At 62.1% G+C, this 25205-nt stretch carries 23 protein-coding genes; 10 read left to right on the top strand and 13 right to left on the bottom strand.

What is annotated here, in order from left to right; genetic code table 11:
* The first annotated feature begins 21 nt into the window (after nt 1–21).
* Nucleotides 22–1290 (top strand): histidine phosphatase family protein, encoded by a 1269-nt coding sequence (locus CWM58_RS17440; RefSeq protein WP_100681439.1) that lies wholly within the window; start codon nt 22–24, stop codon nt 1288–1290.
* A gap of 49 nt (nt 1291–1339) precedes the next feature.
* On the opposite strand, the gene mtnA is transcribed toward CWM58_RS17440, so the two are convergent.
* Nucleotides 1340–2368, bottom strand: coding sequence for an S-methyl-5-thioribose-1-phosphate isomerase (mtnA, locus tag CWM58_RS17435; RefSeq protein WP_100681438.1), 1029 nt, complete (start codon nt 2366–2368; stop codon nt 1340–1342).
* A gap of 101 nt (nt 2369–2469) precedes the next feature.
* Here mtnA and mtnK point away from each other — a divergent pair, with 101 nt between their 5' ends.
* Nucleotides 2470–3669 (top strand): S-methyl-5-thioribose kinase, encoded by a 1200-nt coding sequence (mtnK, locus tag CWM58_RS17430; RefSeq protein ID WP_049155958.1) that lies wholly within the window; start codon nt 2470–2472, stop codon nt 3667–3669.
* 297 nt (nt 3670–3966) lie between these two features.
* Here mtnK and CWM58_RS17425 read toward each other — a convergent pair whose 3' ends face one another.
* The 4 genes from CWM58_RS17425 to CWM58_RS17410 all read right to left on the bottom strand — a co-directional run bounded on the left by CWM58_RS17425 (nt 3967) and on the right by CWM58_RS17410 (nt 8893).
* The gene (locus CWM58_RS17425) at nt 3967–5208 is read right to left on the bottom strand and encodes an LVIVD repeat-containing protein (RefSeq protein ID WP_012968719.1); all 1242 of its coding nucleotides are present in this window, start codon (nt 5206–5208) and stop codon (nt 3967–3969) included.
* 102 nt (nt 5209–5310) lie between these two features.
* Nucleotides 5311–6375, bottom strand: coding sequence for a sugar ABC transporter substrate-binding protein (locus tag CWM58_RS17420; RefSeq protein WP_008805596.1), 1065 nt, complete (start codon nt 6373–6375; stop codon nt 5311–5313).
* A gap of 20 nt (nt 6376–6395) precedes the next feature.
* Complete coding sequence (locus tag CWM58_RS17415; protein ID WP_012968720.1) at nt 6396–7394, bottom strand: ABC transporter permease; 999 nt, start codon at nt 7392–7394, stop codon at nt 6396–6398.
* Entirely contained in the window at nt 7391–8893 is a 1503-nt protein-coding gene (locus CWM58_RS17410) for a sugar ABC transporter ATP-binding protein (protein ID WP_012542480.1), read from the bottom strand. Before CWM58_RS17410 ends, CWM58_RS17415 begins: the two co-directional genes overlap by 4 nt.
* A 163-nt stretch (nt 8894–9056) precedes the next feature.
* On the opposite strand from CWM58_RS17410, the gene CWM58_RS17405 reads away from it, so the two are divergent.
* The 4 genes from CWM58_RS17405 (at nt 9057) to CWM58_RS17390 (ending at nt 11811) form a co-directional block, all read left to right on the top strand.
* Complete coding sequence (locus tag CWM58_RS17405) at nt 9057–10145, top strand: oxidoreductase (RefSeq protein WP_100681437.1); 1089 nt, start codon at nt 9057–9059, stop codon at nt 10143–10145.
* A 57-nt stretch (nt 10146–10202) separates the two neighbouring features.
* Nucleotides 10203–10946 carry an SDR family NAD(P)-dependent oxidoreductase gene (locus tag CWM58_RS17400; protein WP_100681436.1) on the top strand — a complete coding sequence of 248 codons (744 nt, stop codon included), beginning with the start codon at nt 10203–10205 and terminating at the stop codon, nt 10944–10946.
* Between the two features lie 183 nt (nt 10947–11129).
* Nucleotides 11130–11432, top strand: a complete 303-nt coding sequence (locus CWM58_RS17395) for a type II toxin-antitoxin system RelE family toxin (protein ID WP_100681435.1) — start codon at nt 11130–11132, stop codon at nt 11430–11432.
* A complete protein-coding gene (locus CWM58_RS17390; protein ID WP_002893905.1) occupies nt 11407–11811 on the top strand; it encodes a helix-turn-helix domain-containing protein in 405 nt (134 codons plus the stop codon). The genes CWM58_RS17395 and CWM58_RS17390 overlap by 26 nt, the downstream gene beginning before the upstream one ends.
* Here CWM58_RS17390 and CWM58_RS17385 read toward each other — a convergent pair.
* The 7 genes from CWM58_RS17385 to entC form a co-directional block, all read right to left on the bottom strand.
* A complete protein-coding gene (locus tag CWM58_RS17385; protein ID WP_002893903.1) occupies nt 11808–12005 on the bottom strand; it encodes a YbdD/YjiX family protein in 198 nt (65 codons plus the stop codon). The genes CWM58_RS17390 and CWM58_RS17385 overlap by 4 nt on opposite strands.
* Before the next feature lie 92 nt (nt 12006–12097).
* Nucleotides 12098–14203: a pyruvate/proton symporter CstA gene (gene cstA, locus CWM58_RS17380; RefSeq protein ID WP_100681434.1), complete on the bottom strand. Its 2106-nt coding sequence runs from the start codon at nt 14201–14203 to the stop codon at nt 12098–12100.
* Nucleotides 14204–14581: 378 nt separating this feature from the next.
* Entirely contained in the window at nt 14582–14995 is a 414-nt protein-coding gene (gene entH, locus CWM58_RS17375; protein ID WP_025714607.1) for a proofreading thioesterase EntH, read from the bottom strand.
* Nucleotides 14996–15751, bottom strand: a complete 756-nt coding sequence (gene entA / locus CWM58_RS17370; RefSeq protein WP_087860262.1) for a 2,3-dihydro-2,3-dihydroxybenzoate dehydrogenase EntA — start codon at nt 15749–15751, stop codon at nt 14996–14998. It abuts the gene before it with no gap.
* On the bottom strand, nt 15751–16602 hold the full coding sequence (gene entB / locus CWM58_RS17365) for an enterobactin biosynthesis bifunctional isochorismatase/aryl carrier protein EntB (RefSeq protein ID WP_015367768.1): 852 nt from the start codon (nt 16600–16602) through the stop codon (nt 15751–15753). Before entB ends, entA begins: the two co-directional genes overlap by 1 nt.
* 13 nt (nt 16603–16615) lie before the next feature.
* Entirely contained in the window at nt 16616–18223 is a 1608-nt protein-coding gene (entE, locus tag CWM58_RS17360; RefSeq protein ID WP_100681433.1) for a (2,3-dihydroxybenzoyl)adenylate synthase EntE, read from the bottom strand.
* A gap of 9 nt (nt 18224–18232) precedes the next feature.
* Nucleotides 18233–19408: an isochorismate synthase EntC gene (entC, locus tag CWM58_RS17355; protein WP_100681432.1), complete on the bottom strand. Its 1176-nt coding sequence runs from the start codon at nt 19406–19408 to the stop codon at nt 18233–18235.
* 188 nt (nt 19409–19596) lie between these two features.
* Here entC and fepB point away from each other — a divergent pair, with 188 nt between their 5' ends.
* Nucleotides 19597–20556: a Fe2+-enterobactin ABC transporter substrate-binding protein gene (fepB, locus tag CWM58_RS17350; protein WP_012542488.1), complete on the top strand. Its 960-nt coding sequence runs from the start codon at nt 19597–19599 to the stop codon at nt 20554–20556.
* Between the two features lie 463 nt (nt 20557–21019).
* On the opposite strand, the gene entS is transcribed toward fepB, so the two are convergent.
* Nucleotides 21020–22261, bottom strand: a complete 1242-nt coding sequence (gene entS, locus CWM58_RS17345; protein WP_023282277.1) for an enterobactin transporter EntS — start codon at nt 22259–22261, stop codon at nt 21020–21022.
* A gap of 112 nt (nt 22262–22373) precedes the next feature.
* Between entS and fepD the strand changes: the two genes are divergently transcribed.
* The 3 genes from fepD to fepC are packed head-to-tail and all read left to right on the top strand — an operon-like array spanning nt 22374 to nt 25161.
* Nucleotides 22374–23381 (top strand): Fe(3+)-siderophore ABC transporter permease, encoded by a 1008-nt coding sequence (gene fepD / locus CWM58_RS17340; protein WP_004176917.1) that lies wholly within the window; start codon nt 22374–22376, stop codon nt 23379–23381.
* Nucleotides 23378–24370, top strand: a complete 993-nt coding sequence (gene fepG / locus CWM58_RS17335) for an iron-enterobactin ABC transporter permease (RefSeq protein ID WP_165785817.1) — start codon at nt 23378–23380, stop codon at nt 24368–24370. The genes fepD and fepG overlap by 4 nt, the downstream gene beginning before the upstream one ends.
* Nucleotides 24367–25161, top strand: coding sequence for an iron-enterobactin ABC transporter ATP-binding protein (gene fepC / locus CWM58_RS17330; protein WP_002893737.1), 795 nt, complete (start codon nt 24367–24369; stop codon nt 25159–25161). The genes fepG and fepC overlap by 4 nt, the downstream gene beginning before the upstream one ends.
* The last annotated feature ends 44 nt before the right edge of the window (nt 25162–25205 follow it).

Raw genomic sequence — 25205 nt, 5'->3', positions numbered from 1 at the left:
TTAACGAATAAGGAAGAAGATATGATGCCTGTAAGACATCAGGGGCTGTTACGCCTGTTTATCGCCTGTGCGCTGCCGCTGCTGGCGCTGCAATCTGCCGCCGCCGCGGACTGGCAACTGGAGAAAGTGGTCGAGCTCAGCCGCCACGGTATTCGTCCGCCGACAGCCGGCAACCGGGAAGCCATCGAGGCCGCCACCGGACGACCATGGACCGAGTGGACCACCCATGACGGCGAGCTCACCGGCCATGGCTATGCCGCCGTGGTTAACAAAGGACGTGAGGAAGGCCAGCACTATCGCCAGCTTGGCCTGCTGCAGGCGGGATGCCCGACGGCGGAGTCGATTTACGTGCGCGCCAGCCCGCTGCAGCGGACGCGGGCGACCGCCCAGGCGCTGGTGGATGGCGCCTTCCCGGGCTGCGGCGTTGCTATCCATTATGTCAGCGGGGATGCCGATCCCCTGTTTCAGACCGACAAGTTCGCCGCCACGCAAACCGACCCCGCCCGCCAGCTGGCGGCGGTGAAAGAGAAGGCCGGGGATCTGGCGCAGCGCAGGCAGGCGCTGGCGCCGACTATCCAATTATTGAAACAGGCAGTTTGTCAGGCCGATAAACCCTGCCCGATCTTCGACACCCCCTGGCAGATCGAGCAGAGCAAAAGCGGAAAGACCACCATTAGCGGACTGAGCGTGATGGCCAATATGGTGGAGACGCTGCGTCTCGGCTGGAGTGAAAACCTGCCTCTCAGCCAGCTGGCGTGGGGCAAGATCACCCAGGCCAGTCAGATCACTGCCCTGCTGCCGCTGTTAACGGAAAACTACGATCTGAGTAACGATGTGTTGTATACCGCGCAAAAACGCGGGTCGGTGCTGCTCAACGCCATGCTCGACGGCGTCAAACCGGAGGCGACCCCGAACGTACGCTGGCTGCTGCTGGTGGCGCATGACACCAATATCGCCATGGTGCGCACGCTGATGAACTTTAGCTGGCAGTTGCCGGGCTACAGCCGGGGAAATATCCCGCCGGGCAGTAGCCTGGTGCTGGAGCGCTGGCGCAACGCGAAGAGCGGGGAACGCTATCTGCGGATCTATTTCCAGGCCCAGGGCCTCGACGACCTGCGTCGTCTGCAGACGCCGGACGCGCAGCACCCGATGCTGCGTCAGGAGTGGCGTCAGCCGGGCTGCCGTCAGACCGACGTCGGTACGCTGTGTCCCTTCCAGGCGGCTATTACCGCCCTCGGTCAGCGTATCGACCGGCCGTCCGCCCCCACGATAACGATGGTTCTGCCGTAGCGGCGCGGGCCTGGGAAAGCCGTTTTTTCCAGGCCCGGCACGGTGTCTGCTATCCGTTGTCCGGCGCAAACGCCCCGGCGGCGACCTGCGCCGGGGTGACCACCCCGCTGTCCAGCACCCAGCCGCTTATCAGCCCAGCAGGCGTGACGTCGAACGCCGGATTGTAAACGGCAGCCCCCGTCGGCGCCCACTGTACCGCGCCGAAGCTGCCCGCCACCCCGGTCACTTCCGCCGCGGCGCGCTGCTCAATGGGGATCGCCGCGCCGTTCGGGCAATAGCGGTCGAGGGTGGTCTGCGGGGCAGCGACGTAAAACGGGATCTGGTGATAATGGGCCAAAACCGCCAGAGAGTAGGTGCCGATTTTATTCGCCACATCGCCGTTGGCGGCGATACGGTCGGCGCCGACCCACACCGCGTCCACCTGCCCCTGCGCCATCAGGCTGGCGGCCATTGAATCGGTGATCAACTGATACGGCACGCCCAGTTCGCCCAGCTCCCAGGCGGTTAAACGTCCGCCCTGCAGCAGCGGCCGGGTTTCATCGACCCACACGTTAGCCACCTTTCCCTGCCGGTGCGCCAGCGCAATAACGCCCAGGGCGGTCCCCACCCCGGCGGTCGCCAGGCCACCGGTGTTGCAATGGGTCAGCAGTCGACTGCCGGACTTCACCAGCGCACTGCCCGCCTCAGCGATGCGGTCGCACAGCTGTTTATCTTCTTCGACCAGACGCAAAGCTTCCGCTTCCAGCGCCTGCGGGTAATCTTCCCGGGCCAGCGCCTGCTTCATGCGATCCAGATTATTCATCAGGTTGACCGCCGTCGGCCGCGCCGCGCGCAGCGTCTCCAGCGCCTGCTGGAGTTCATCCCGGTTCAGTCCGCGCTGGGCCAGCAGGGCCAGCAGCAGGCTGGCGGACAGGCCAATCAGCGGCGCGCCCCGCACCCGCAGGGCGTGAATATGGTCCACCAGCAGCGCAACGTTATCCGCCGCCAGCCAGCGTTTTTCCTGCGGCAAGGCCTGCTGGTCGAGAATAAAAAGCTGATTTTCACTCACCCGCAGGCTGGTGGTCTGTAATGTCTGCATGTCGTTAAATCCCTGTTGCGTTGTTGTATCACATTGTGTCAGGATGGAATTCAGAAGTATAGACGTCTGAACGGCTTAATCAGAATTCGAGGATCGAGGCAATGTCGCAATACCATACCTTCACCGCCCACGATGCCGTGGCTTACGCGCAGCAGTTCGCCGGCATCGACAACCCATCGGAGCTGGTCAGCGCGCAGGAAGTGGGCGATGGCAACCTCAATCTGGTGTTTAAAGTGTTCGATCGCCAGGGCGTCAGCCGGGCGATCGTCAAACAGGCCCTGCCCTACGTGCGCTGTGTCGGCGAATCCTGGCCGCTGACCCTCGACCGTGCCCGTCTGGAAGCGCAGACCCTGGTCGCCCACTATCAGCACAGCCCGCAGCACACGGTAAAAATCCACCATTTTGATCCTGAGCTGGCGGTGATGGTGATGGAAGATCTTTCCGACCACCGCATCTGGCGCGGGGAGCTTATCGCTAACGTCTACTACCCGCAGGCGGCCCGCCAGCTTGGCGACTATCTGGCGCAGGTGCTGTTTCACACCAGCGATTTCTATCTCCATCCCCACGAGAAAAAAGCGCAGGTGGCGCAGTTTAGTAACCCGGCGATGTGCGAGATCACCGAGGATCTGTTCTTTAACGACCCGTATCAGATCCACGAGCGTAATAACTACCCGGCGGAGCTGGAGGCCGATGTCGCCGCCCTGCGCGACGACGCCCAGCTTAAGCTGGCGGTGGCGGCGCTGAAGCACCGTTTCTTTGCCCATGCGGAAGCATTGCTGCACGGCGATATCCACAGCGGGTCGATCTTCGTTGCCGAAGGCAGCCTGAAGGCCATCGACGCCGAGTTCGGCTATTTCGGCCCCATTGGCTTCGATATCGGCACCGCCATCGGCAACTTGCTGCTTAACTACTGCGGCCTGCCGGGCCAGCTCGGCATTCGCGACGCCGCCGCCGCACGCGAGCAGCGACTGAACGATATCCACCAGCTGTGGACCACCTTCGCCGAACGCTTCCAGGCGCTGGCGGCGGAGAAAACCCGCGACGCGGCCCTGGCTTACCCCGGCTACGCTTCCGCCTTTCTGAAGAAAGTCTGGGCCGACGCGGTTGGCTTCTGCGGCAGCGAACTGATCCGCCGCAGCGTCGGGCTGTCGCACGTCGCGGATATCGACACTATCCGGGACGACGCCATGCGCCATGAATGCCTGCGCCACGCCATTACCCTCGGCAAAGCGCTGATTGTGCTGGCCGAGCGTATCGACAGCGTCGACGAGCTGCTGGCGCGGGTACGCCAGTACAGCTGAGTGCGCCTGTTTTCCCTCACCCCGGCCCTCTCCCATAGGGAGAGGGAGCACACCCTAAAAAAGGCCATTGTCATTGCCTTTTTGCGTTTACCTTGCCCTCACCCCAACCCTCTCCCACAGGGAGAGGGAGCAAACCCTAAAAAAGTGCAATCATCAGGGATTGCCCGGCGGCGCTGCGCTTGCGCGGGCCTACAGATAACCGCATGACGGTTTGATCTTGCAGTCTTTTGTAGGCCGGGTAAGGCGAAAGCCGCCACCCGGCAGACATGCGAGCACCATTTTGCGTTTACCTTGTCCTCATCCCAGATACTCAATCACCGACAGCCCGCCGTTGTAATCGGTGCTGTAGATAATGCCCTGCGCATCGACAAACACATCGCAGGACTGGATCACCTGCGGGCGGCCGGGACGGGTATCCATCATCGTCTTTGGCGCCGCCGGCACCAGCGCCCCGGTCTCCAGCGGACGATACGGGTTAGATATATCGTAAGCCCGCACGCCGGCATTCTGATAAGTGGCAAAAATCAGCGTTGAGCTGACAAAGCTGCCGGGACGATTCTCATGCAGGTTGTGCGGACCGAAATGCGCCCCTTTCGCCACATAGTCGATTTCATCCGGCGGCGGGAACGTGGCGATGCTCACCGGGTTTGACGGCTCGCGGATATCAAACAGCCAGATCAGCTTCTCACCGTCCTCCTGATTGTCGAGCACCGCTTCATCCAGCACCACCAGCAGGTCACGATCCGGTAGCGGCAGCGCGGTATGCGTCCCGCCGCCGAACGGCGGGCTCCAGTTGCGATGGCTAATCAGCGTCGGCTGGGTACGGTCTTTGACATCCAGCAGCGTCAGGCCGCCGTCGCGCCAGCTGCCGTAGGCGGTATCCCCGGCAATAATGGCGTGATGCAGCGCATAGCGTTTGCCCTGCGGCCAGTCCGGTGTTTCACCGCCCGCCTGGTGCATCCCCGGTAGCCACCAGCGCCCGGCCACCTCGGGCTTACGTGGGTCGGCCAGATCGATGGTCAGGAAGATGTAGTCGGTAAAACCGTCAATCAGCGCGGACACATACGCCCAGCGCCCGCCGACGTACCAGATGCGGTGAATACCGATGCCGTTAAGCGACAGGAAACTGATTTCCCGCGGCTGCGCGGGAGTGGAAATATCAAAGATGCGCAGCCCGGCGCTCCAGCCCTTGTCCTGCACATCGCTGACCGTGTCGCCCACCGAGCGGGTGTAGTAGACCTTCTCATCAGCAAAACGGGCGTCGGCAAACAGATCCCGGGCGTTGATCACCAGCAGCAGATCGTCATGCGCCTGCAGATGCACGTTCCAGGTGCCCGGCGGCGCGGCAATATAGTTGACGGTGGTGGGCCGGGTCGGATCGCGAACATCGACCACGGAAAAGCCCTGCGACACCATATGGCCGATATAGGCGAATCCGCGATGCACCATCAGCTGCACGCCGTCCGGACGACCGCCCTGATCGCTATGACCAATCAGCCGCATATTGCGGCTGTATTCGGGGGAAGGTAATGCTGACATAGGGGATCCCTCTCGCCCGGTGGCATGGTTTTCCCCCTCTCCCTGCGGAAGAGGGCCGGGGTGAGGGCACCAGGCCGCCGCCCACCGCCACCCGGCTTGATTTTATTTGTTTTTCGCTTCCAGCGTCGCGAACCACGGCGCGATAAAGTCTTCGGTCTGGCCCCAGCCAGGGATAATTTTCCCCAGCGACGCCACGTTCACCGCCCCCGGCTGGGCCGCCAGCAGCGCCTGCGGGATCGCCGCCGCCTTGAAGTCGTAGGTGGCTGGCGTCGGCTCGCCGGCGATCTTATTGGCGATCAGCCGCACGTTGGTCGCGCCGATAAGCTTCGGATCCACCGCCACGCTCACCTTCCATGGGCTGCCGGCTTCGCGCATCAGCTGCAGATCCTGGTTGGAAATATCAATGCTGTAGAGTTTGATCTCGGTGCGGCCATTCTCTTTCAGCGCTTTATAGGCCCCCTGGCTAAAGGCATCCCAGGTGCCCCAGATCGCGTCGATTTTCCCTTTCGGATACTTGGCGAGGATCGCCCCCACCTTGTTGGCAGTGTCGCCCTGCACATCGGATGACACGGCGCCGATCGACTCCAGCTCTTTAATCCCCGGATTTTGCTTCAGCAGCGTCTGGTAAGCCGCCTGACGGCGCTCCATCGGCGGGAAGCCCGCCACCCACAACTTGACGATGTTGGCCTTGCCGTTGAAGTCTTTCACCAGCTGGCCAAAAGAGAGCTCGGTCAGCGACGCGTCATCCTGCTGACTGACCGTCACCCCGGGGATCTCACCGCTCACCGCGGTATCGAACACCGCCACTTTGATCCCGGCATCCACCGCCTTCTTCACCAGGGCGGTGGAATACGGGTCACGCCCCTGGGAGAGAATAATGCCATCGTATTTCTGGCTGATGGCCTGGTTGACGAAGTCCTGGAATTTGGCGTCATCGCCGTTGCTCAGGAAGGTGCTGATTTTGAAACCGAGCTTTTTGCCTTCCTGCAGCGCCCCGGAGACAAACTGGGTGGTGTTATCGTCAGACCCCAGGTTGCGGATCACCGCAATACGGATCGGGCCGCTGTGCTCGGCAATCGCCGCCGGCACCGGCGTCGGGGCAGTGGCCAGCGCCGCCGTCGACTGCAGCAGACCCAGCGTCATCAGAGAGAGTGCGATCTTTTTCATGCTGTTTACCCTGTAAAATGTTAAGTACGGCGCTGAAAATAGGTCAGTGCCAGCGCGCCAGCCAGGACCAACCCTTTAATAATGTCCATCGCGTAATACGGCACCGAGAGCATCACCAGCCCGTTGGAGAGCACGCCGAGGATCACCGCCCCCACCAGCGTCCCCAGGGCGTTCGGTTTACCGGAGCCCGCCAGCGAAAAGCCGATCCATGCCGCCGCCACCGCGTCCATCAGATAGCCGCCGCCGGCGTTGACCTGCGAGGATCCGATACGCGAGGCCAGCAGAATGCCGCCCAGTCCGGCCAGCAGCGAGGCAATCACGTATGCTGCGACTTTGTAACGAGTGATCCGCAGGCCGGAGAGCCGCGCGGCCTCCGGGTTGCCGCCGATGGCGTACATCCGCCGTCCGTGGGTGGTGAACGACAGCGCCAGCTGGGCGACCAGCGTCACCACCAGCATGATGATGACGATGGTCGGCACCTGCCCCAGCGCGCCAAAGCCCGCCGGGATAGTGCCTTCCGCCATCTCGCCGCTCGGCAGCACCATGTTTTCAGTAATCGAACCGCCGTAGCTGTAGGTCATCGCCACGCCCTGAATCACAAACAGGCTGGCCAGGGTGGCGAGCATGTCAGGAATGCGCAGCACCACGATCAGAAAGGCGTTAAACAGCCCCACCAGGGTGCAGAGCGCGAGGGTGATCAGAATCGCTTCGGTGGTCCCCAGGCCATGCCAGACAAACAGGGAAATCACCAGCGCGTTAGCCAGCGATGCCGTCGATCCCACCGACAGATCAAAGCCGCCAATGGTGAGAGAAATCGATACCCCGATGGCAATCACCGTGACAATCGCGATCGAGCGCAGAATGTTGATGATGTTGAACGGATCAAGGAAGTTGTCCGAGGCGAGGCCAAAGACCGCCACCAGTAGCACCACGGTCAGCAACATGCCCCACTTATAGAGAAAATCAAAAAATCGCTGACGGCCCGATACCGTCGCGTTTACTGCCAGGGCCTTGCTCACGCTGCCGCTCCTCCGGTTGAATAATAAAGCAACGTCTCTTCCCGGGCTTCCGCGCCGGGGATCTCCGCCACAATCCGTCCGTCCCATAGCACGCAGATGCGGTCGCATAAACCGACCAGCTCGGCGAATTCACCCGAGGCATAAATCACCCCTTTGCCTTCCCGCGCCAGACCATCGATCAGCATGAACAGATCGGTTTTCGCTTTCACATCGACCCCTTTGGTCGGTTCGTCAAAAATCAAAACATTGGCATGACTGCGCAGCCATTTGCCAATGGCCACCTTCTGCTGATTGCCGCCGGAAAGACGGCGCAGCATCTGCCCCGGGCCAGTGGCGCGCACGCCGAGGCGGGCAATCACCTCCTCCGCCCAGCGCCAGGCCTGCCGATGGCCAAACAGGCTCCAGCGCGAAAAGCTGTTATCGGCGCTGACCGCCAGGTTCATCGCGATCGGCTCTTCGATGAAAATGCCCTCTTTGCGCCGCTCCTCCGGGACCAGCGCCAGGCCGCGCCCCACCGAGTCGGCTGGATCGCGCGGTCGCCACGGCTGGCCGTTCAGCTCGCCTCGCTGCACCCGGCTTTTGCTGGCGCCGAACAGCGCTTTGCACAGCTCGGTTTTGCCCGCGCCGGCCAGCCCGGCGATACCCAGAATTTCCCCCTTCCGCAGGCGCAGCGAAATATCCTGCAGCAGCGCCTCATCATGCAAACCGTCAATCTGCAGCAGCACCTCTTCGCCGTGCGGCGGGCGCGGCGGCGGGAAGATATCGCTCAGCTCGTGGCCCAGCATCTTTTCGACAATCTGTTCGCCGCTCAGCGGCGCCATTGGGCCGCTTTCAATCAGCCGCCCGTCGCGCAGCACCGTCAGGGTGTCGCAGATTGCCTTCAGTTCATGGATACGATGCGAAATAAACACCACCCCGATCCCCTGCTGCTGCAGACGGCGTACTACCGCAAACAGGCGCTCACTTTCATGCTGATCCAGCGGCGCGGTGGGCTCATCGAGGATCAAAAAGCGGCAATGGTGCGACAGAGCACGGGCCAGCAGGATTTGCTGTTTTTCGGCGAGCGTGCAGCTGTCAATGGAGCGCCTGACGTCCAGCGCCACGTCCAGCTGCGCCAGCGCCTCGCGCGCCAGCTGCCGAACCCGCGACCAGCGAAACGCCATGCCCGGCTCTGCCAGCCTGTCCAGCATGATGTTTTCCGCAATGCTCAGGCCCGGTACCAGCGCCACATCCACCTCCTGCTGCACCAGGTGGATCCCCAGCTGTTTAGCATCCCGCGGCGAACGAATGGTGACCGGCTGATCGTTGATCGTCACCTCGCCCTGATAGTGAGCATGCGTCCCGCACAGCACGGCCATCAACGTCGACTTACCCGCGCCGTTGGCCCCGGTCAGGGCATGCACCGACCCGCCATGAAGGGTAAAGTCCACCTTGTTCAGTGCCTGAAAGCCGGAGAAGGCCAGGCTAATGTTATGCATCTCAAGGCGGTTCGCGCTCATCACTGTTCCCGTGCGGTAATTAATCTTCTGATTTAACGAATTTTTCATAGCAGCCGCTGGCTGACAACTGCGTAAAAAGCATAAGATACAACGAAATAATATTAGCCATCTGGATGTCCAGACATAACATCAGTTTAGCCCAACACCTATAAGGACAGCTTCCATGAGCAACAGCGATATCCGCGTCGTACCCGGCCCGGCCAACTATTTCTCCCACCTTGGCAGCCTTGAGCGGCTGAGCGATTTTTTCAGCGCCGACCAGCTCTCGCGGGCGGTGTGGGTCTATGGCGAGCGCGCCCTGGCCGGCGCCGAACCTTTTCTGCCGGCGGCCTTCCACCTGCCGGAGGCAAAAAAGATCCGCTTTACCGGCCACTGCAGCGAACGCGACGTGGCGGCGCTGGTGCAGGCCTCCGGTGACGATCGGGCGGTAGTGATTGGCGTCGGCGGCGGCGCGCTGCTCGACAGCGCGAAAGTGCTGGCCCGCCGCCTGGGGGTACCGCTGGTGGCCATCCCGACTATCGCCGCTACCTGCGCGGCGTGGACGCCGCTGTCGGTGTGGTATAGCGACGCCGGACAGGCCCTGAATTTTGAGATCTTCGATGACGCCAACTTCCTGGTGCTGGTCGAGCCGCGCATCATTCTCAACGCCCCGGCGGAGTACCTGCTGGCGGGCATTGGCGACACCTTAGCCAAATGGTATGAGGCCGTGGTGCTGGCGCCGCAGCCGGAGGCGCTGCCGCTCACCGTGCGGCTGGGGATTAACGGCGCGCTGGCGATCCGCGACGTGCTGCTGGCCAGCAGCGAAACGGCGCTGGCGGACCAGAGCCGCGGCGATCTGACTCAGGCGTTTCGCGATGTGGTAGATGCGATTATCGCCGGCGGCGGGATGGTTGGCGGGCTGGGGGAACGTTACACCCGGGTCGCCGCCGCCCATGCGGTGCACAACGGACTGACGGTGCTGCCGCAGACGGATAAATTCCTCCACGGTACCAAAGTCGCCTACGGCATTCTGGTACAGAGCGCCCTGCTTGGTCAGAACGATGTACTGGCGCAGTTAGTACAGGCGTATCAGCGCTTTAACCTGCCGACCACCCTGGCGGCGCTGGAGGTCGATATCAATAACCGCACAGAGCTGGACCGGGTCATTGCCCATACCCTGCGCCCGGGCGAGTCGATTCATTATTTACCAGTGACGTTAACCCCTGAGGTTCTGCGCGCGGCGTTTGAGAAGGTGGAATACTTCAGCCGTTAATCACCCCGACCGTCTATACCTAATGATGATTCTCACCACTCTCGCAACGAGGTCATCATGCAGATCGATTTTACAGGTAAGAAGGCGCTGGTTACCGGCGCCAGCCGTGGGTTGGGTCGCGCAATCGCGCTGTCGCTGGCACGCGCCGGTGCCGATGTGGTTATTACGTATGAAAAATCGGCCGATAAAGCCCAGGCAGTCGCCGATGAAATAAAGGCGCTGGGTCGGCACGGCGAGGCGGTGCAGGCCGACAGCGCCAGCGCGCAGGCTATTCAGGATGCCGTCACCCATGCGGCCCGGTCCCTCGGCGGGCTGGATATTCTGGTCAACAATGCCGGGATCGCCCGCGGCGGCCCACTGGAATCCATGACGCTGGCGGACATTGACGCGCTTATCAACGTCAATATTCGTGGGGTGGTCATCGCCATCCAGGAAGCGCTGGTGCATATGTCCGATGGCGGACGGATCATCAACATCGGCAGCTGTCTGGCTAATCGCGTGGCCATGCCGGGCATCGCGGTTTACGCCATGACCAAGTCCGCCCTCAACTCCCTGACCCGTGGCCTGGCGCGTGATTTAGGCCCTCGCGGGATCACCGTTAACCTTGTCCATCCAGGGCCGACCAACAGCGATATGAACCCGGAAGACGGGGAACAGGCGGAAGCCCAGCGCCAGATGATTGCGGTCGGTCACTACGGCCAGCCGGAAGACATCGCCGCGGCGGTCACCTTCCTCGCCAGCCCGGCCGCCGGGCAGATCTCCGGTACGGGGCTGGACGTGGATGGCGGTTTGAACGCCTGATCGCACATTTTCTGCAAGCCTCTGTCGCCCGGCAGAGGCCTTCCCGCGCCGCCTCGACGGGTTGCGTTTTGCCTCTTACCTGCGTTTTTTCTCCGCTCTACAGTACCCCATAAGAAATTCGGAATTTATCTAATAGTCTTATTATTTCCTTATATTTTGTGTGGGCGTACAGTGGAGGTACAGATGAAGATTGTCTGGTCAAAAACGGCAGATAAGCCATTTTCTAAAATCGATAATCGGTATAAGAGCCGCATTAAATCCAGCCTGGAGAAGATGGATGATAAAGCTTCACCTATCTCGGATATCAAAAAATTGTCCTCTCCCGAAAACCACTACCGGCTGCGATTAGGTGATTACAGAGTCATCTACACCTTTGGGGATCCGCCGGGCGATACCTGCTACGTCGTGGCGGTTAAACGCCGAACCACCACCACCTACCTTCATGAGGAACATACCGAATATGACTATTCAGTACATCAAGGATGAAGAAGGAAAAGACCAGTATGTCGTCATTCCTTACAGTGATTACTTTCGTATGCGCCTGGCGCTGCTGGAGTACGACGACGAGGATGAAAACGATTGGGAAGATATTCCTTATGAATCAGACATCTATGATAACGTCATGCTGCCTGGCGAAGTATGCGACGTGATGCATAAAGAAAACGTCAGCCTGCAGGCCGCGTGGCGCATCCTGCGCGGGCTATCCCAGCAGGAGGTCGCGGCTAAACTCGGCATCAGCCAGTCCGCCGTGTCGCAGCTGGAAGCGCTGGACTCCCGTCCGCAGAAGCGCACCCGCGAGAAGCTGGCGGCGATTTACGGCTGTACCCAGGAGCAAATCAGCCTCTATCTTCCCAAAGAGGGCTAACAGCACTTCGCCCCGCCCTTGCCGCCGTAGCGCGCGTCCTGGCGCTCGCGAAAGAACTCTTCATAGGTCATCGGCGTCTGATCCGGGTGGGTTATTCGCATGTGCTCGACGTAGTTATCGTAATCCGGCACGCCGATCATCATCTTCGCCGCCTGGCCTAAATATTTTCCCGCTTTGGAGAGGGTGTCGAACATAAGTCATTTCTCTTTTGTTTCCCTCTCCCAAAGGGAGAAGGAGGATCAGAAATGTAGGCCGGGTAAGGCGAAGCCGCCACCCGGCACACCGGTTAATGCGCCCCTTTCGCCTGGGTCTCAATCGCGCCCAGGTTTTCAGGCATTGGCTCATACGGCGTCTCTTTCGCCGTCGGTTTGTCCTCTTTCAGCGCCGCCAGCGCGGTTTTAATCGAGAACAGCGCCAGCACCACCACCACAATCATAAAGAAGATGGTCAGCCCGGCATCGAGACGGTTGTTAAACACCAGCTGCGCCAGCTGTGATTCGGTATATTGCGGCGGAATGGTGCCGCTGTCGATCATCGCCTGGAATTTATTAGCGATCGCCAGGAAACCGACTTTAGTGTCCGGGCTGAACGACTTCTGCCAGCCAGCGGTCAGGGTACAGATCAGCAGCCAGCTGGTCGGCAGCAGCGCCACCCACGCGTAGCGCTGGCGCTTCATCTTGAACAGGACCACCGCGCAGAGCATCAGCGCCATCCCCGCCAGCATCTGGTTGGCGATACCGAACAGCGGCCACAGGGTGTTAATCCCGCCCAGCGGATCCACTACCCCCTGATGCAGGAAGTAGCCCCACGCCAGGACGCACAGCGCAGTCGCCAGCAGGTTGGCCGGCAGCGAGCTGGTTTTTTTCAGCCCCGGGCTGACCACCCCCAGCAGATCCTGCAGCATAAAGCGCGCCGCACGGGTGCCAGCATCAACCGCCGTCAGGATAAACAACGCCTCAAACAGAATGGCGAAGTGGTACCAGAAAGAGACATCCATCAGCCCGCCCAGCGAGCCGTGCAGGATGTAGGCCATCCCCACCGCCAGCGTTGGCGCGCCGCCGGCGCGGGAGATAATCGACTGTTCACCCACCTCGCTGGCGATCTGATGCAGCGTATCCGGGGTAATGCTAAAGCCCCAGCCGCTCACCACCTGCGCTGCCGAGGCGACGACATCGGTGGTTCCCGCCGGCGCCAGCACCGCCATCGGGCTGTTCATCGCAAAGTAGACGCCCGGATCGATAATACAGGCCGCCACCAGCGCCATAATCGCGACGAAGGATTCCATCAACATGCCGCCGTAGCCGATAAAGCAGGCCTGGCCTTCGTTGGCCAACATTTTCGGCGTGGTGCCGGAGGAGATCAGCGCGTGGAAGCCGGAGACCGCGCCGCAGGCGATGGTGATAAACAGGAACGGGAACAGGTTGCCGCTCCACACCGGGCCGGTACCGTCGACGAACTTGGTCAGCGCCGGCATGGTCAGGGTCGGGCGCATAATCAGAATGCCAATCGCCAGCCCAACAATGGTGCCGATTTTCAGGAAGGTGGAGAGGTAGTCGCGCGGGGCCAGCAGCAGCCAGACCGGCAGTACCGCGGCAATAAAGCCGTAGCCCACCAGGATCCAGGTCAGCTGTACGCCGGTGTAATCAAACCACGGCGCCCAGGTCGGGCTTTCCGCCACCCAACCGCCGGAGATGATGGCGAACACCAGCATCACCAGGCCGATCACCGACACCTCGCCGATGCGCCCCGGGCGCAGGTAGCGAATATAGATACCCATAAAGATCGCCAGCGGGATGGTAAAGGCGACGGTGTATGTCCCCCACGGACTGTGGGTCAACGCTTTCACCACGATCATCGCCAGGACCGCGAGGATGATGACCATGATCATAAAGCAGGCCACCAGCGCCAGGACGCCAGCGGTTGGCCCCATCTCCTCTTTAACCAGTTCGCCAAGCGAGCGGCCATCGCGACGGGTCGAAACAAACAGCACCATAAAGTCCTGTACGGCGCCGGCCAGCACCACGCCGGCGAGGATCCAGATCATCCCCGGCAGGTAGCCCATCTGCGCGGCAAGCACCGGGCCCACCAGCGGTCCTGCCCCGGCAATCGCCGCAAAATGGTGACCGAACAGCACTTTCTTGTCGGTTGGAACGTAGTCGAGGCCATCGTTATGCCGCACCGCCGGCGTCATCCGCGTCGGGTCAACGCCGAGCACGGTTTTGGCGATATACAGACCATAGAAACGATACGCGATCAGATAGACGCAGACCGCGGCGACGACAATCCACAGCGCGTTGATCTGCTCACCCCGGTTTAAGGCGATATAGCCGAGGGCAAAGGCGCCGATCACGGAGAGCAATGTCCAGATGAGGTATTTCCCTGAATTATTCATTGTTGTGGTCCACCGGTAGGGTAATCAGGATGTTACATTTTGTTTCTAGATCACAACGCAGAATTTAACAACATCGAAACAGCGCAGATGCCGTACGCCCACAGAGATTTGTCTCACATTGCTAGCGAGATCACTTAAGGCAGGAAAATAAATGAAAGGATTACCGTGAACGGTGCCGTTTTTTTGCCGGGTGGCGGCTAACGCCTTACCCGGCCTACAGATCCGTAGCCCGGCTCAGCGTAGCGCAAGCCGGGGAAATAGCGGCTTCCTGGCCCAGGGAAATTCCCGGATGGCGGCGCGCTGCGCCTTATCCGGGCTACTCATTGCGCCGATACGTAGCCCGGCTCAGCGCAGCGCAAGCCGGGAAACAGCGGCTCCTTAGCCCAGCACCGCGGTGCCCAGGCGACAGGTGCAGCAACGTCGCCCCTTCTCGTCATACACCACTATCTCCCAGCTCTGGCTCTGGCGGCCAAGATGCAGCGGTCGGCATTCACCGCGCACTTTCCCGCTGGAGACTGCCCGGTGATGGCTGGCGTTAAGCTCGGTGCCCACCACGCACTGCCCTTCTTCGGTCATCAGCCAGCCGGCCATCGAGCCCAGCGTCTCCGCCAGCGCCGCGGAGGCGCCGCCGTGCAGCAGGCCAAACGGCTGATGGGTGCGCGCATCCACCGGCATCTCCGCCTCCAGCAGCCCCGCTTCGAGCCGGGTGTAGACTATACCAAGATGCGCCACCATGGTGTTTTCGCTGCTGGCGTTCAGCGCCGCCAGCGTGAGCTCTCGCTTCCAGGCCATTTACGCCCCCAGCGTCGAGCCGCCATCAACCACAATATCCTGTAGCGTAATATGGCTGGCGTGAGAAGAGGCGAGGAACAAAATAGTATTGGCGATCTCCTGCGGACGGGCGATTTTGCCCAGCGGGATCCCAAGCTTAAACTGCTCGCCAAATCCGCGGATCCGCTGCTGTTCAGCATCTTCATTGACCCACAGGGTACGTTGCATATCGGTGTCGGTGGAGCCCGGCGATACCAGATTACAACGCACGCCGCTGCCTGCCAGCTCAAGCCCGACGGTCAACGCCAGGCTTTTCAGCGCCGCTTTCGAGGCGCCATAGGCGCTCATGCCGATACGCGGCGTATGCGCGGCATCGGAGGCGACGGTGACGATCGCCCCGCCCTGCTGACGGCGGAACTGCGCCATCGTCTGCTGAAACAGATTAAACGCGCCGCCGACGTTCACCGCGAAGGTCTGCTGCCAGTCCTCCGCGCTCAATTGATCGGTCGCCCCCATGCGCAGGATCCCGGCCGCATTCACCAGCACGTCCAGTCGTTCGATATCGTTGAGCAGACGCGCGCAAACGTCGCGTACCTGGTCGGCATCGGCGACGTCCAGCATTTCGGTGGCAAACGGGTAGCTTTCGCCGTCAAAGGCAAGGTCGAAACCGGTGACGTTGGCCCCGGCCTCGACGAAAGCCAGCGCGGTGGCATAGCCAATGCCTTTACCTGCGCCGGTCACCCACACGGTCTGGCCGTGAAAATCCAGCGCCGCCATTATTTCACCTCGCGGGAAAGCAGCGCCCACCAGGCGTCGATGGTCGGGTTTTTCGCCAGCATCACGAAGTCGATATCGCCGTGCACTTTGCGCCAGCGGGCGGCCAGCGCCATCATACGCACCGAATCCAGCCCGTAGTCGATCAGGTTTTCATCATCCAGCGGTTCGTCGGATTCGTCGAGCAGCGGCAGAATTAGTGCGCGCAGGGCCGCTTTGGAGGCTGGCAGCGGCAGCAGTTCTTCGGTCATCACCACCCGTCCGGAACGGCCGGCGACGTATTTCAGCGCCATCAAATGCTCTTCGCGGCTGAAGTCCGCCAGCGCATCGGCGACAAAGAACGGTTTGATATCGCGCATAAAAGCGTCGGTGGCGGTAGTCATGCAGCCGATATGGGCGTAAACGCCGGTGATGATCAGCTGGTCGCGGCCGGTCTCTTTCAGCATTTCTTCAAGCGGCGAGCGATGAAACGCGCTGTAGCGCCATTTCACCAGCACCGTATCCTGTTCATCCGGCGCCAGCGCGGCAATCACCTGTTGCTGTTCCGGCGAGCGAGTTAACCCCGGCCCCCACATATCATTCAGCAGGGCGCGGTCTTCATCGCTCTGCTCTTTCGGCTGGGCGGTGTAGTACACCGGAATACCGTTTTGTTTGCAGAAGTCGCGCAGGGCGGCGATATTGGCCACCACTTTTTCCATCATCGCGCTGTTTTCGCCCCAGAAGTTGAGGAAATACTCCTGCATATCATGGATCAGCAGCGCGGCGCGCGACGGCTCAAAGGCCCAGTTAACTTTGTTGGCCGGAATATCGCTGGCTTCCGGCAGCGCGTAAGCCTGTAATTTAGGGATTGCCATTTTCTGTTCTCCTTCAGCCCAGCTTGCCTTCGGCCAGCCACTGACGTAATTGTTTTTTATCGACTTTGCCCACCGGCGTCAGCGGCAGCGCGGCAACGCACTCCACGCGATCCGGCAATTTAAATTCCGCCACGCCCTGCTCGCGCAGGAAGCGGCGCACCGCGACGGCGCGCAGCGGCGATGTCACCACCAGATAAGCGCAGCTCTTCTCGCCCAGCAGATTGTCTTCAATGCTAACCAGCGCGGCGTGGATCACCGCCTCATGGCGCAGCAGCAGGTTTTCTATCTCTTCAGCGGCGATCTTCTCGCCGCCGCGGTTGATCTGATCTTTTTCCCGGCCCTGGACGGTGATATAGCCATCTTCATCGATCGAAATCAGATCGCCGGAGCAGTAAAATCCATCGGCATCAAAGGCTTCCGCGTTATGTTGCGGGCTGTTGTAGTAGCCGCGGAAGGTATAAGGACCGCGGGTCATCAGACGGCCCACTTCGCCGCGCGGCAGCGGGTTGCCATCGGCATCCGCCACCCACACTTCGTCGTCAGGGCACATCGGGCAACCCTGGGTATTGATAATCCGCTCCGGGCTATCGTTGAGGCGGGTGTAGTTAACCAGCCCCTCCGCCATGCCGAACACCTGCTGCAGCTGGCAGCCGATTTCCGCCGGAATGCGCGCGGCGAGCGTCGCGGACAGGCGCGCTCCGCCAACCTGCAGTAACTGCAGCGATTGCAGTTGCGCGTTGCTGCCCCATTCATGAATAGCCTGCAGCCACAGGCTGACCGCCGGCGGCACCAGCGACGCGACGTTAATCTGATGTTTTTCGATCAGCGGGAAACAGAGCGTGGCGCTCGGGTCGGCGGCGAGGATCACCCGGCCGCCGGCGAGGAAGACGCCCAGTGAGCCCGGCGAGCTCATCGCATAGTTGTGCGCCGCCGGCAGCGCGTTGAGATAGCGCGTATCGGCGTTAATACCGCAGATCTCGTTGCTGCGGCGGATACTGTAATCGTAATCGTTATGGGTACGCGGGATAAGCTTCGGCGTCCCGGTGCTGCCGCCAGAGAGCTGGAAAAAAGCCACTTCGTCAGCCGGGGTCGGATTGGCGACAAAGTTATCCGCCGTACGGTTAATTTCCGTCGCCAGGTCGCGCTCGCCGCCATCGTTACGCAGCAGCGCGACGCGCAGTGAAGGATGCTCAGCGATAAAACCATTGAGGAAGCTATCGTCAGCAAACAGCGCGTGTTCGCGGTCGGCAATCAGCAGCGAGGGTTTAATCTGCGCGGCGTAGGCGTTGAGTTCGCTACGCTGGTGGCTAAACAAGGCGTTAACCGGAGCGACGCCGATGCGCAGCAGCGCAAAGAAGGTAATGTAGAACTCGGCGACGTTACCAAGCTGCACCAGCGCGGTTTCTCCGCGCTTAAGTCCCTGATGCTGCAGGGAAGACGCGAGGTTATCCACCAGCAGGTTAAACTGGCGGAAGCTAATTTGCCGCTCGCCGTCGATAATCGCCACGGCGTCATTTTCCGCATGACGAGTAATCAGATTGGTTAACGGCAGATCCTGCCAGTAGCCTTTTTGACGATAGCGGGCCGCAAACTCTTCCGGCCAACGGGTAAATGCAATCATCCTTGCCTCTTAATTCAAGCCAAATACGTTAAGCATGGTGGTGAGTTTGACGCCGGTTTCGCGCCATTCGCCCAGCGGCGAGGAGGCCGGGACGATCCCCGCGCCGGCAAACAGGCGCAGCGAGCGTTGATGTAGGCGCGCGCAGCGGATGGTCACCACCCATTCGCCGTTGCCTTCGTCATCGCACCAGCCGACAATGCCGCCAAACAGCTGGCGATCGAACGGTTCGAGCTCGGCAATCAGGCGCTTCGCCACCTGGTGCGGGAAACCGCTCAGCGCCGGGGTCGGGTGCAGCAGGCAGGCCAGTGACATGGCGTTTTCTTCCGCCAGAGCCGTACCTTCGATCGGCGTCGCCAGGTGCCATAAGGTTGGCGTGGTAATCAACTGCGGCGATGCCGGCAGCGACAGCTGGCTACTGCGCGGGCCAAGCACGCTCTTCATCGCCTGGGTCACCAGCTCGTGCTCATGGCGATCTTTACCGGAGGCCAGCAATTTATTGCCTGCTTCGCGGTCCAGCACGTCGTCAGGCTGGCGGCGGGCAGAGCCGGCCAGCGGCAGCGAACTGAAATGCAGCCCTTCTTTACGCAGCAGGAGTTCCGGGCTGGCGCCCAGCAGTACCCCGCCGTCTGACAGCGGGACATGGAAATTAAAGCTAGCCGGGTTCTGGGCAATCAGCCGCTCCATCAGCGCGCCGCTGTCGACGCGGTCGCGGGTGGTAATATCGATAAGCCTTGAGAGCACCACCTTGTCCACTTCCGGGGTGGCGGTCAGCGCGGCAGCGCGTTCCACCATGGCTAAAAACGCGTCCTGCTCCGGGATCTCCCGGCGCTCCACCACTTCCATTGTCTCCAGCGGCGCGGCGTAGCGGGCGGAACGCTGTTTTTCCGGACGAGAGAACGCTTCCCAGCGCTCGGGGATATAGAGCTCGGAAGGCTGACAGGTGTCGAACGGGATAGCCCCCACCATCACCGGCTTGCGGATCCCCGCCGCGCGGGCCTCGGCAAAAGCGGCGGCCAGCTGCTGCTGGAACTCGCCGTTCAGCGCATCGCCGCCGACAGCGGGCTGTGAGAAGCGGCGGAAGCAGCCGGAGGTGCTAAAACTGCGGTACGGCGACATAAAGAAGAAGCTGTCCGGAGACAGGGTCTGGGTGTGTTTCTGTACATCCTCAGCCAGTGACGTTTCCATATCATCCTCCAAAAACGATAAATATATTACGAATAATTATCATTTGTATTTTGGTTGGCTAACCTAAAAGGTATTGCCCGCCATGTCAACCGCGTTACGTCATTGCGCCGCCACTTTGGCTTGCATCCTGCTGACGCAAAGTTGAAAATGAGACGCATTTATTACCTTTCGAATCAGGATGCGATGACGTGAACTTCTTTTCTTTCTGCCGCCGCGGTGCGCTGACCGGCATGCTGTTGCTTTTAGGAATTACCTCAGCCCAGGCGGCGGACTGGCCGCGCCAGGTCACCGACAGCTACGGGACGCACACCCTGCCGAGCCAGCCGCTGCGCATTGTCTCCACCAGCGTGACCCTCACCGGCTCGCTGCTGGCGATTGACGCTCCGGTGGTCGCCAGCGGCGCCACCACGCCGAACAACCGCGTCGCCGATAGCCAGGGATTTCTGCGCCAGTGGAGCGAGGTCGCCAAAGCCCGCAAGCTGGCACGGCTGTACATCGGCGAACCAAGCGCGGAAGCGGTGGCCGCCCAGATGCCGGATCTGATCCTGGTGAGCGCCACCGGCGGCGACTCCGCCCTGCCGCTGTACGATCAGCTCAAAACGATCGCCCCGACGCTGGTCATCAACTATGACGATAAAAGCTGGCAAACTCTGCTCACCCAGTTGGGGCAGATCACCGGCCATGAGCAGCAGGCCAGCGCGCGCATTGCCGACTTCAATAAACAGCTCGTTTCGTTAAAAGAAAAAATGAAGCTGCCGCCGCAGCCGGTGACCGCCCTGGTCTATACCGCCGCCGCGCACAGCGCCAATATCTGGACGCCGGCATCGGCCCAGGGGCAGATGCTCGAACAGCTGGGCTTTAGCCTGGCGACGCTGCCGGGCGGCCTGCCCGCCAGCCATAGCCAGGGTAAACGCCACGATATCGTGCAGCTGGGCGGGGAGAACCTCGCGGCCGGTCTGAACGGCCAGAGCCTGTTCCTGTTCGCCGGCGACCAGAAAGATGCGGATGCCATCTACGCCAACCCGCTGCTGGCGCATCTCCCGGCGGTCGCAGGCAAACGCGTCTACCCGCTGGGCACCGAGACCTTCCGTCTTGACTACTACAGCGCCCTGCTGGTGCTCCAGCGTCTCTCCAGCCTGTTCGGCTAACGCGGGCTGTGCCATCAGGACGGGAATGCGGCCTGAACACCTTGCCGGGCGGCGCGGCGCTTGCACCGGCCTACAATGCCCGAGACCGTAGGCCCGGTAAGGCGCAGCCGCCACCGGGCATCAGGACGGGAACGTAGCCTGAACTCTTTGCCGGGCGGCGCTGCGCTTGCACCGGCCTACAATGCCCGAGACCGTAGGCCCGGTAAGGCGCAGCCGCCACCGGGCATCATGACGGGTACGCAACCTGAACTCTTTGCCGGGCGGCGCGGCGCTTGCACCGGCCTACAATGCCCGAGACTGTAGGCCCGGTAAGGCGTAGCCGCCACCGGGTATCAGGACGGGTACGCGGCCTGAACACCTTGCCGGGCGGCGCTGCGCTTGCACCGGCCTACAATGCCAGCGCCCCCCAGGCCAGACCGTAGGCCCGGTAAGGCGCAGCCGCCACCGGGCAATCGCACCCTACTTAACTTTCGTTGACGATTTCCGGTCGCTGGAAACGGCGCAGCTCGCGTAGCAGCCCCACCAACAGCACGCCGACGAGCGCCAGCGCCCAGCCGCTGGCGCTGGCGGATGCCGCCGGGGTCATCACCGCCCCTAATCCGCCGAGCAGGGCCGCGCCGATGGCGTCGCCGGTGACGTTTTGCGCGGTCCACAGACCATTAATCCGCCCGAGCATATGTTCCGGCGTCTGAGTCTGGATCAGGGTGTACTGCAGCAGCGAACTGATGGCGCTCAGCCAGCCAAACAGCGCCAGGCACAGCGCGCCCAACGCCCAGTGCGGCATCAGGCTGAACAGCGCAATGGCGACAAACGATCCCACCGTGGTCGCCAGCATCAGCGCGCCGGGCCGCACCGTCTGGGCCAGCTGGCCGCTGGTCAACGCCCCCAGCGCCGCACCGAGCGGAATAGCGGCGTACAGCAGGCCAATCTGTCCGGCCGACATCTGCCAGCTACCGGCCAGCGCCGGATAGAGCACCCGCACCGCGCTGGCCATGGTCAGCAGACCGCCGAGCAGCGCAATCCCGCCGATAAGCGGGCTCTGGCAGAGGAAGGTCAGCCCCGCCAGCAGGGATCGCAGCGGATGCTCACGCGGCTGCGGAGGTGGCGGCAGCTGCGGCAGACGCAGCAGGGTTAAGGTAGTGATAAAGGTCCCCGCCGCCGCCAGGCCAAAGTTCCAGGCCACGCCGCCGGTGGCTAGCAGCAGGCCGCCGATCATCGGCGAAATCACCGAGCCAAGGCGCACCGTCAGCATAGTGATGGCCCCGGCTTGCATCAGGTTTTCCCGCCCCACCAGCGCCGGGGTCGCCGCCAACAGCGCGGTCACCCCCAACGACGCGAAGAACCCGTCCCAGATCCCCAGCAGGTAGATCGCCGCCAGCGACGGCTCCGGCAGCAGGGCGTTCAGACACAGGCCGACAAAGCCCACGCCGCAGGTGCCGCGCGCCAGCAGGATCAGGCGTTTACGTTCATAGCGGTCAGCCAGCACGCCCCCCACCATCAGACCAACAAACATCGACGCACCGGTCAGCGTCACCGACAACCCGACCTGCCAGGTCGAATGGGTCATCATCTGGATCTGCACCGGAATGGCCACGCCCAGCAGGCCAAGCGACAGAATAGAGATAAAGCGAGCGATAAAAACGGCGCGAAACGCCGGGTGAGTTTTCAGCAGGCTGAGATTGAGCAGCCAGGATTGTCGGTTCATTACAGCGCCTTGTCGTTATTTTTAATACCCTTTTTACTGTGGGTCATGCTACCATAGCTGAATAAAATCGATAACGATAATTACTATCATTATCATATCAGGGATGTCAGTTATGTCGTTTTCTACGACCGCGGTACGCTCTGTCGCCGTGCCCGGATTGTTGCTATTACTCGCCTTAGCCGCCGCGCTTAGCCTGACCATCGGCGCCAAATCGTTGCCGATCGGCACGGTATTCACCGCCTTCAGCGGAACCTGTCAAAGCGCCGACTGCACCATCGTGCTGGACGCGCGCCTGCCGCGTACCCTGGCCGGTCTGCTGGCTGGCGTCGCTCTCGGTCTCGCCGGCGCGCTGATGCAAACGCTCACCCGTAACCCACTGGCCGACCCCGGCCTGCTGGGGGTCAACTCCGGCGCCAGCTTCGCCATCGTCCTCGGCGCGGCGCTGTTCGGGATCACCTCCCCGCAGGAGCAACTGCTGCTGGCGTTTTGCGGCGCGCTCTGCGCCTCGCTGCTGGTGGCCTTCACCGGCAGCCAGGGCGGCGGCCAGCTGAGCCCGGTGCGCCTCACCCTCGCTGGGGTCGCCCTCGCGGCGGTGCTGGAGGGGCTGTCCAACGGCATCGCCCTGCTCAACCCGGACGTCTACGATCAGCTGCGCTTCTGGCAGGCCGGTTCGCTGGATATCCGCACCCTGCAAACCCTGAAAATTGTCCTGCTGCCGGTGGTGGTGGCGGGGATCGCCGCCCTGCTGCTGAGCCGGGCGCTTAACAGCCTGAGCCTGGGCAACGATACCGCCACCGCCCTCGGCAGCCGCGTCGCCCGCACCCAACTGATCGGCCTGATCGTCATCACCGTCCTGTGCGGCAGCGCCACCGCCGTCGTCGGCCCGATCGCCTTTATCGGCCTGATGATGCCGCATATGGCGCGCTGGCTGGTGGGGGCCGATCATCGCTGGTCGCTACCGGTCACCCTGCTCGCCACCCCGGCCCTGCTGCTGTTTGCCGACGTGATTGGCCGCCTGCTGGTGCCCGGCGAACTGCGGGTATCGGTGGTGAGCGCCTTTCTCGGCGCGCCGGTGCTGATCTGGCTGGTGCGCCGCCAGCCGCGGGGAGGTGGCCTGTGATTGCCCCGTCCCGCCGCCTGATAGCCAGTTGCTTGCTGTTGATGGCCGCCAGCCTGCTGATTTCCCTGCTCGGACTGGCGCAAGGCCCGGTGCCCCTGACGATTGACCAGGTGTTCTCGGCGCTGTTCAGCGATGCGCCGCGCAACGTCGCGATGGTGGTGAACGAATGGCGGCTGCCGCGGGTGTTAATGGCGCTGTTGATTGGCGCCGCACTCGGCGTCAGCGGCGCCATTTTCCAGTCGCTGACCCGCAACCCGCTCGGCAGCCCGGACGTGATGGGCTTTAACACCGGCGCCTGGAGCGGCGTGCTGGTGGCGATGGTCCTCTTCGGCCAGAACCTGACGGCGATTGCTCTGGCGGCGATGGCCGGCGGGGTGTTGACCTCGCTGGTGGTCTGGCTGCTGGCCTGGCGCAACGGGATCGAGACCTTCCGCCTGATCATTATCGGCATCGGCGTGCGCGCCATGCTGGTGGCATTCAACACCTGGCTGCTGCTGCGCGCCTCGCTGGAGACCGCCCTTTCTGCGGGCCTGTGGAACGCCGGATCGCTTAACGGCCTGACCTGGGGTAAAACCTGGCCGTCGGCGCCGCTGATCCTGTTGATGCTGGTGGGCAGCGCCCTGCTGGTTCGCCGGATGCGACTGCTGGAGATGGGCGACGATACCGCCTGCGCGCTGGGTGTGCAGGTCGAGCGTTCGCGCCTGCTGCTGATGCTGGTGGCGGTGGTGCTCACCGCCGCCTCGACGGCGCTGGCCGGGCCGATCTCATTTATTGCGCTGGTGGCGCCGCATATCGCCCGCCGCCTGAGCGGCACGGCCCGCTGGGGACTGACCCAATCGGCCCTGTGCGGCGCGCTGCTGCTGGCGCTGGCCGATTACGGCGCCCAGCGGCTGTTTATGCCGTGGCAGCTGCCGGTTGGCGTGTTAACCGTCAGCCTCGGCGGTATTTACCTTATTGCATTGTTGATTCAGGAGTCCCGCAAAAAATGAGTGCTGTCCCCTCCCGTTTGCGCGGCGAGCAGTTAACCCTGGCCTACGGTAACAAGACCATCGCCGAGTCGCTGAACGTGACCATCCCTGACGGTCACTTCACCGCCATTATCGGCCCCAACGGCTGCGGCAAGTCGACGCTATTGCGCACCCTCAGTCGCCTGATGACGCCGGCCAGCGGCCACGTCTGGCTCGACGGCGCGCAGATCCAGCAGTACGCCAGTAAAGAGGTTGCCCGCCGTATCGGGCTGCTGGCGCAGAATGCCACCACCCCTGGCGATATCACGGTGCAGGAGCTGGTGGCCCGCGGGCGCTATCCGCACCAGCCGCTGTTTACCCGCTGGCGCAAAGAAGATGAAGAAGCGGTGAACAAGGCGATGCGGGCGACCGGGATCAGCGATCTGGCGCTGCAGAGCGTCGATACGCTTTCCGGCGGCCAGCGGCAGCGGGCGTGGATTGCGATGGTGCTGGCCCAGGAGACGGCGATTATGCTGCTGGATGAGCCAACCACCTGGCTGGACATCAGCCATCAGATCGACCTGCTGGAGCTATTGAGTGAGCTGAATCGCGAGAAGGGCTATACCCTGGCGGCGGTGCTGCACGATCTTAACCAGGCCTGCCGCTACGCCACCCACCTGATCGCCCTGCGCGACGGCAGGATCGTCGCCGAGGGGGCGCCGAAGGAGATCGTCACCGCCGATCTGATTGAACGGATTTACGGCCTGCGCTGCACGATCATTGAGGATCCGGTGGCGCATACGCCGCTGGTGGTGCCGCTGGGCCGCCGGTAATCTCCTCTTTCCCCGGCTTGCGCTACGCTGAGCCGGGCTACCTG

Origin of the sequence: Klebsiella sp. H-Nf2 (assembly GCF_002806645.1) — a bacterium.
Classification (GTDB): domain Bacteria; phylum Pseudomonadota; class Gammaproteobacteria; order Enterobacterales; family Enterobacteriaceae; genus Klebsiella; species Klebsiella variicola.
The sequence above is the reverse complement of the archived record's forward strand: the minus strand, read 5'-3'. Positions and strand labels throughout refer to the sequence as shown.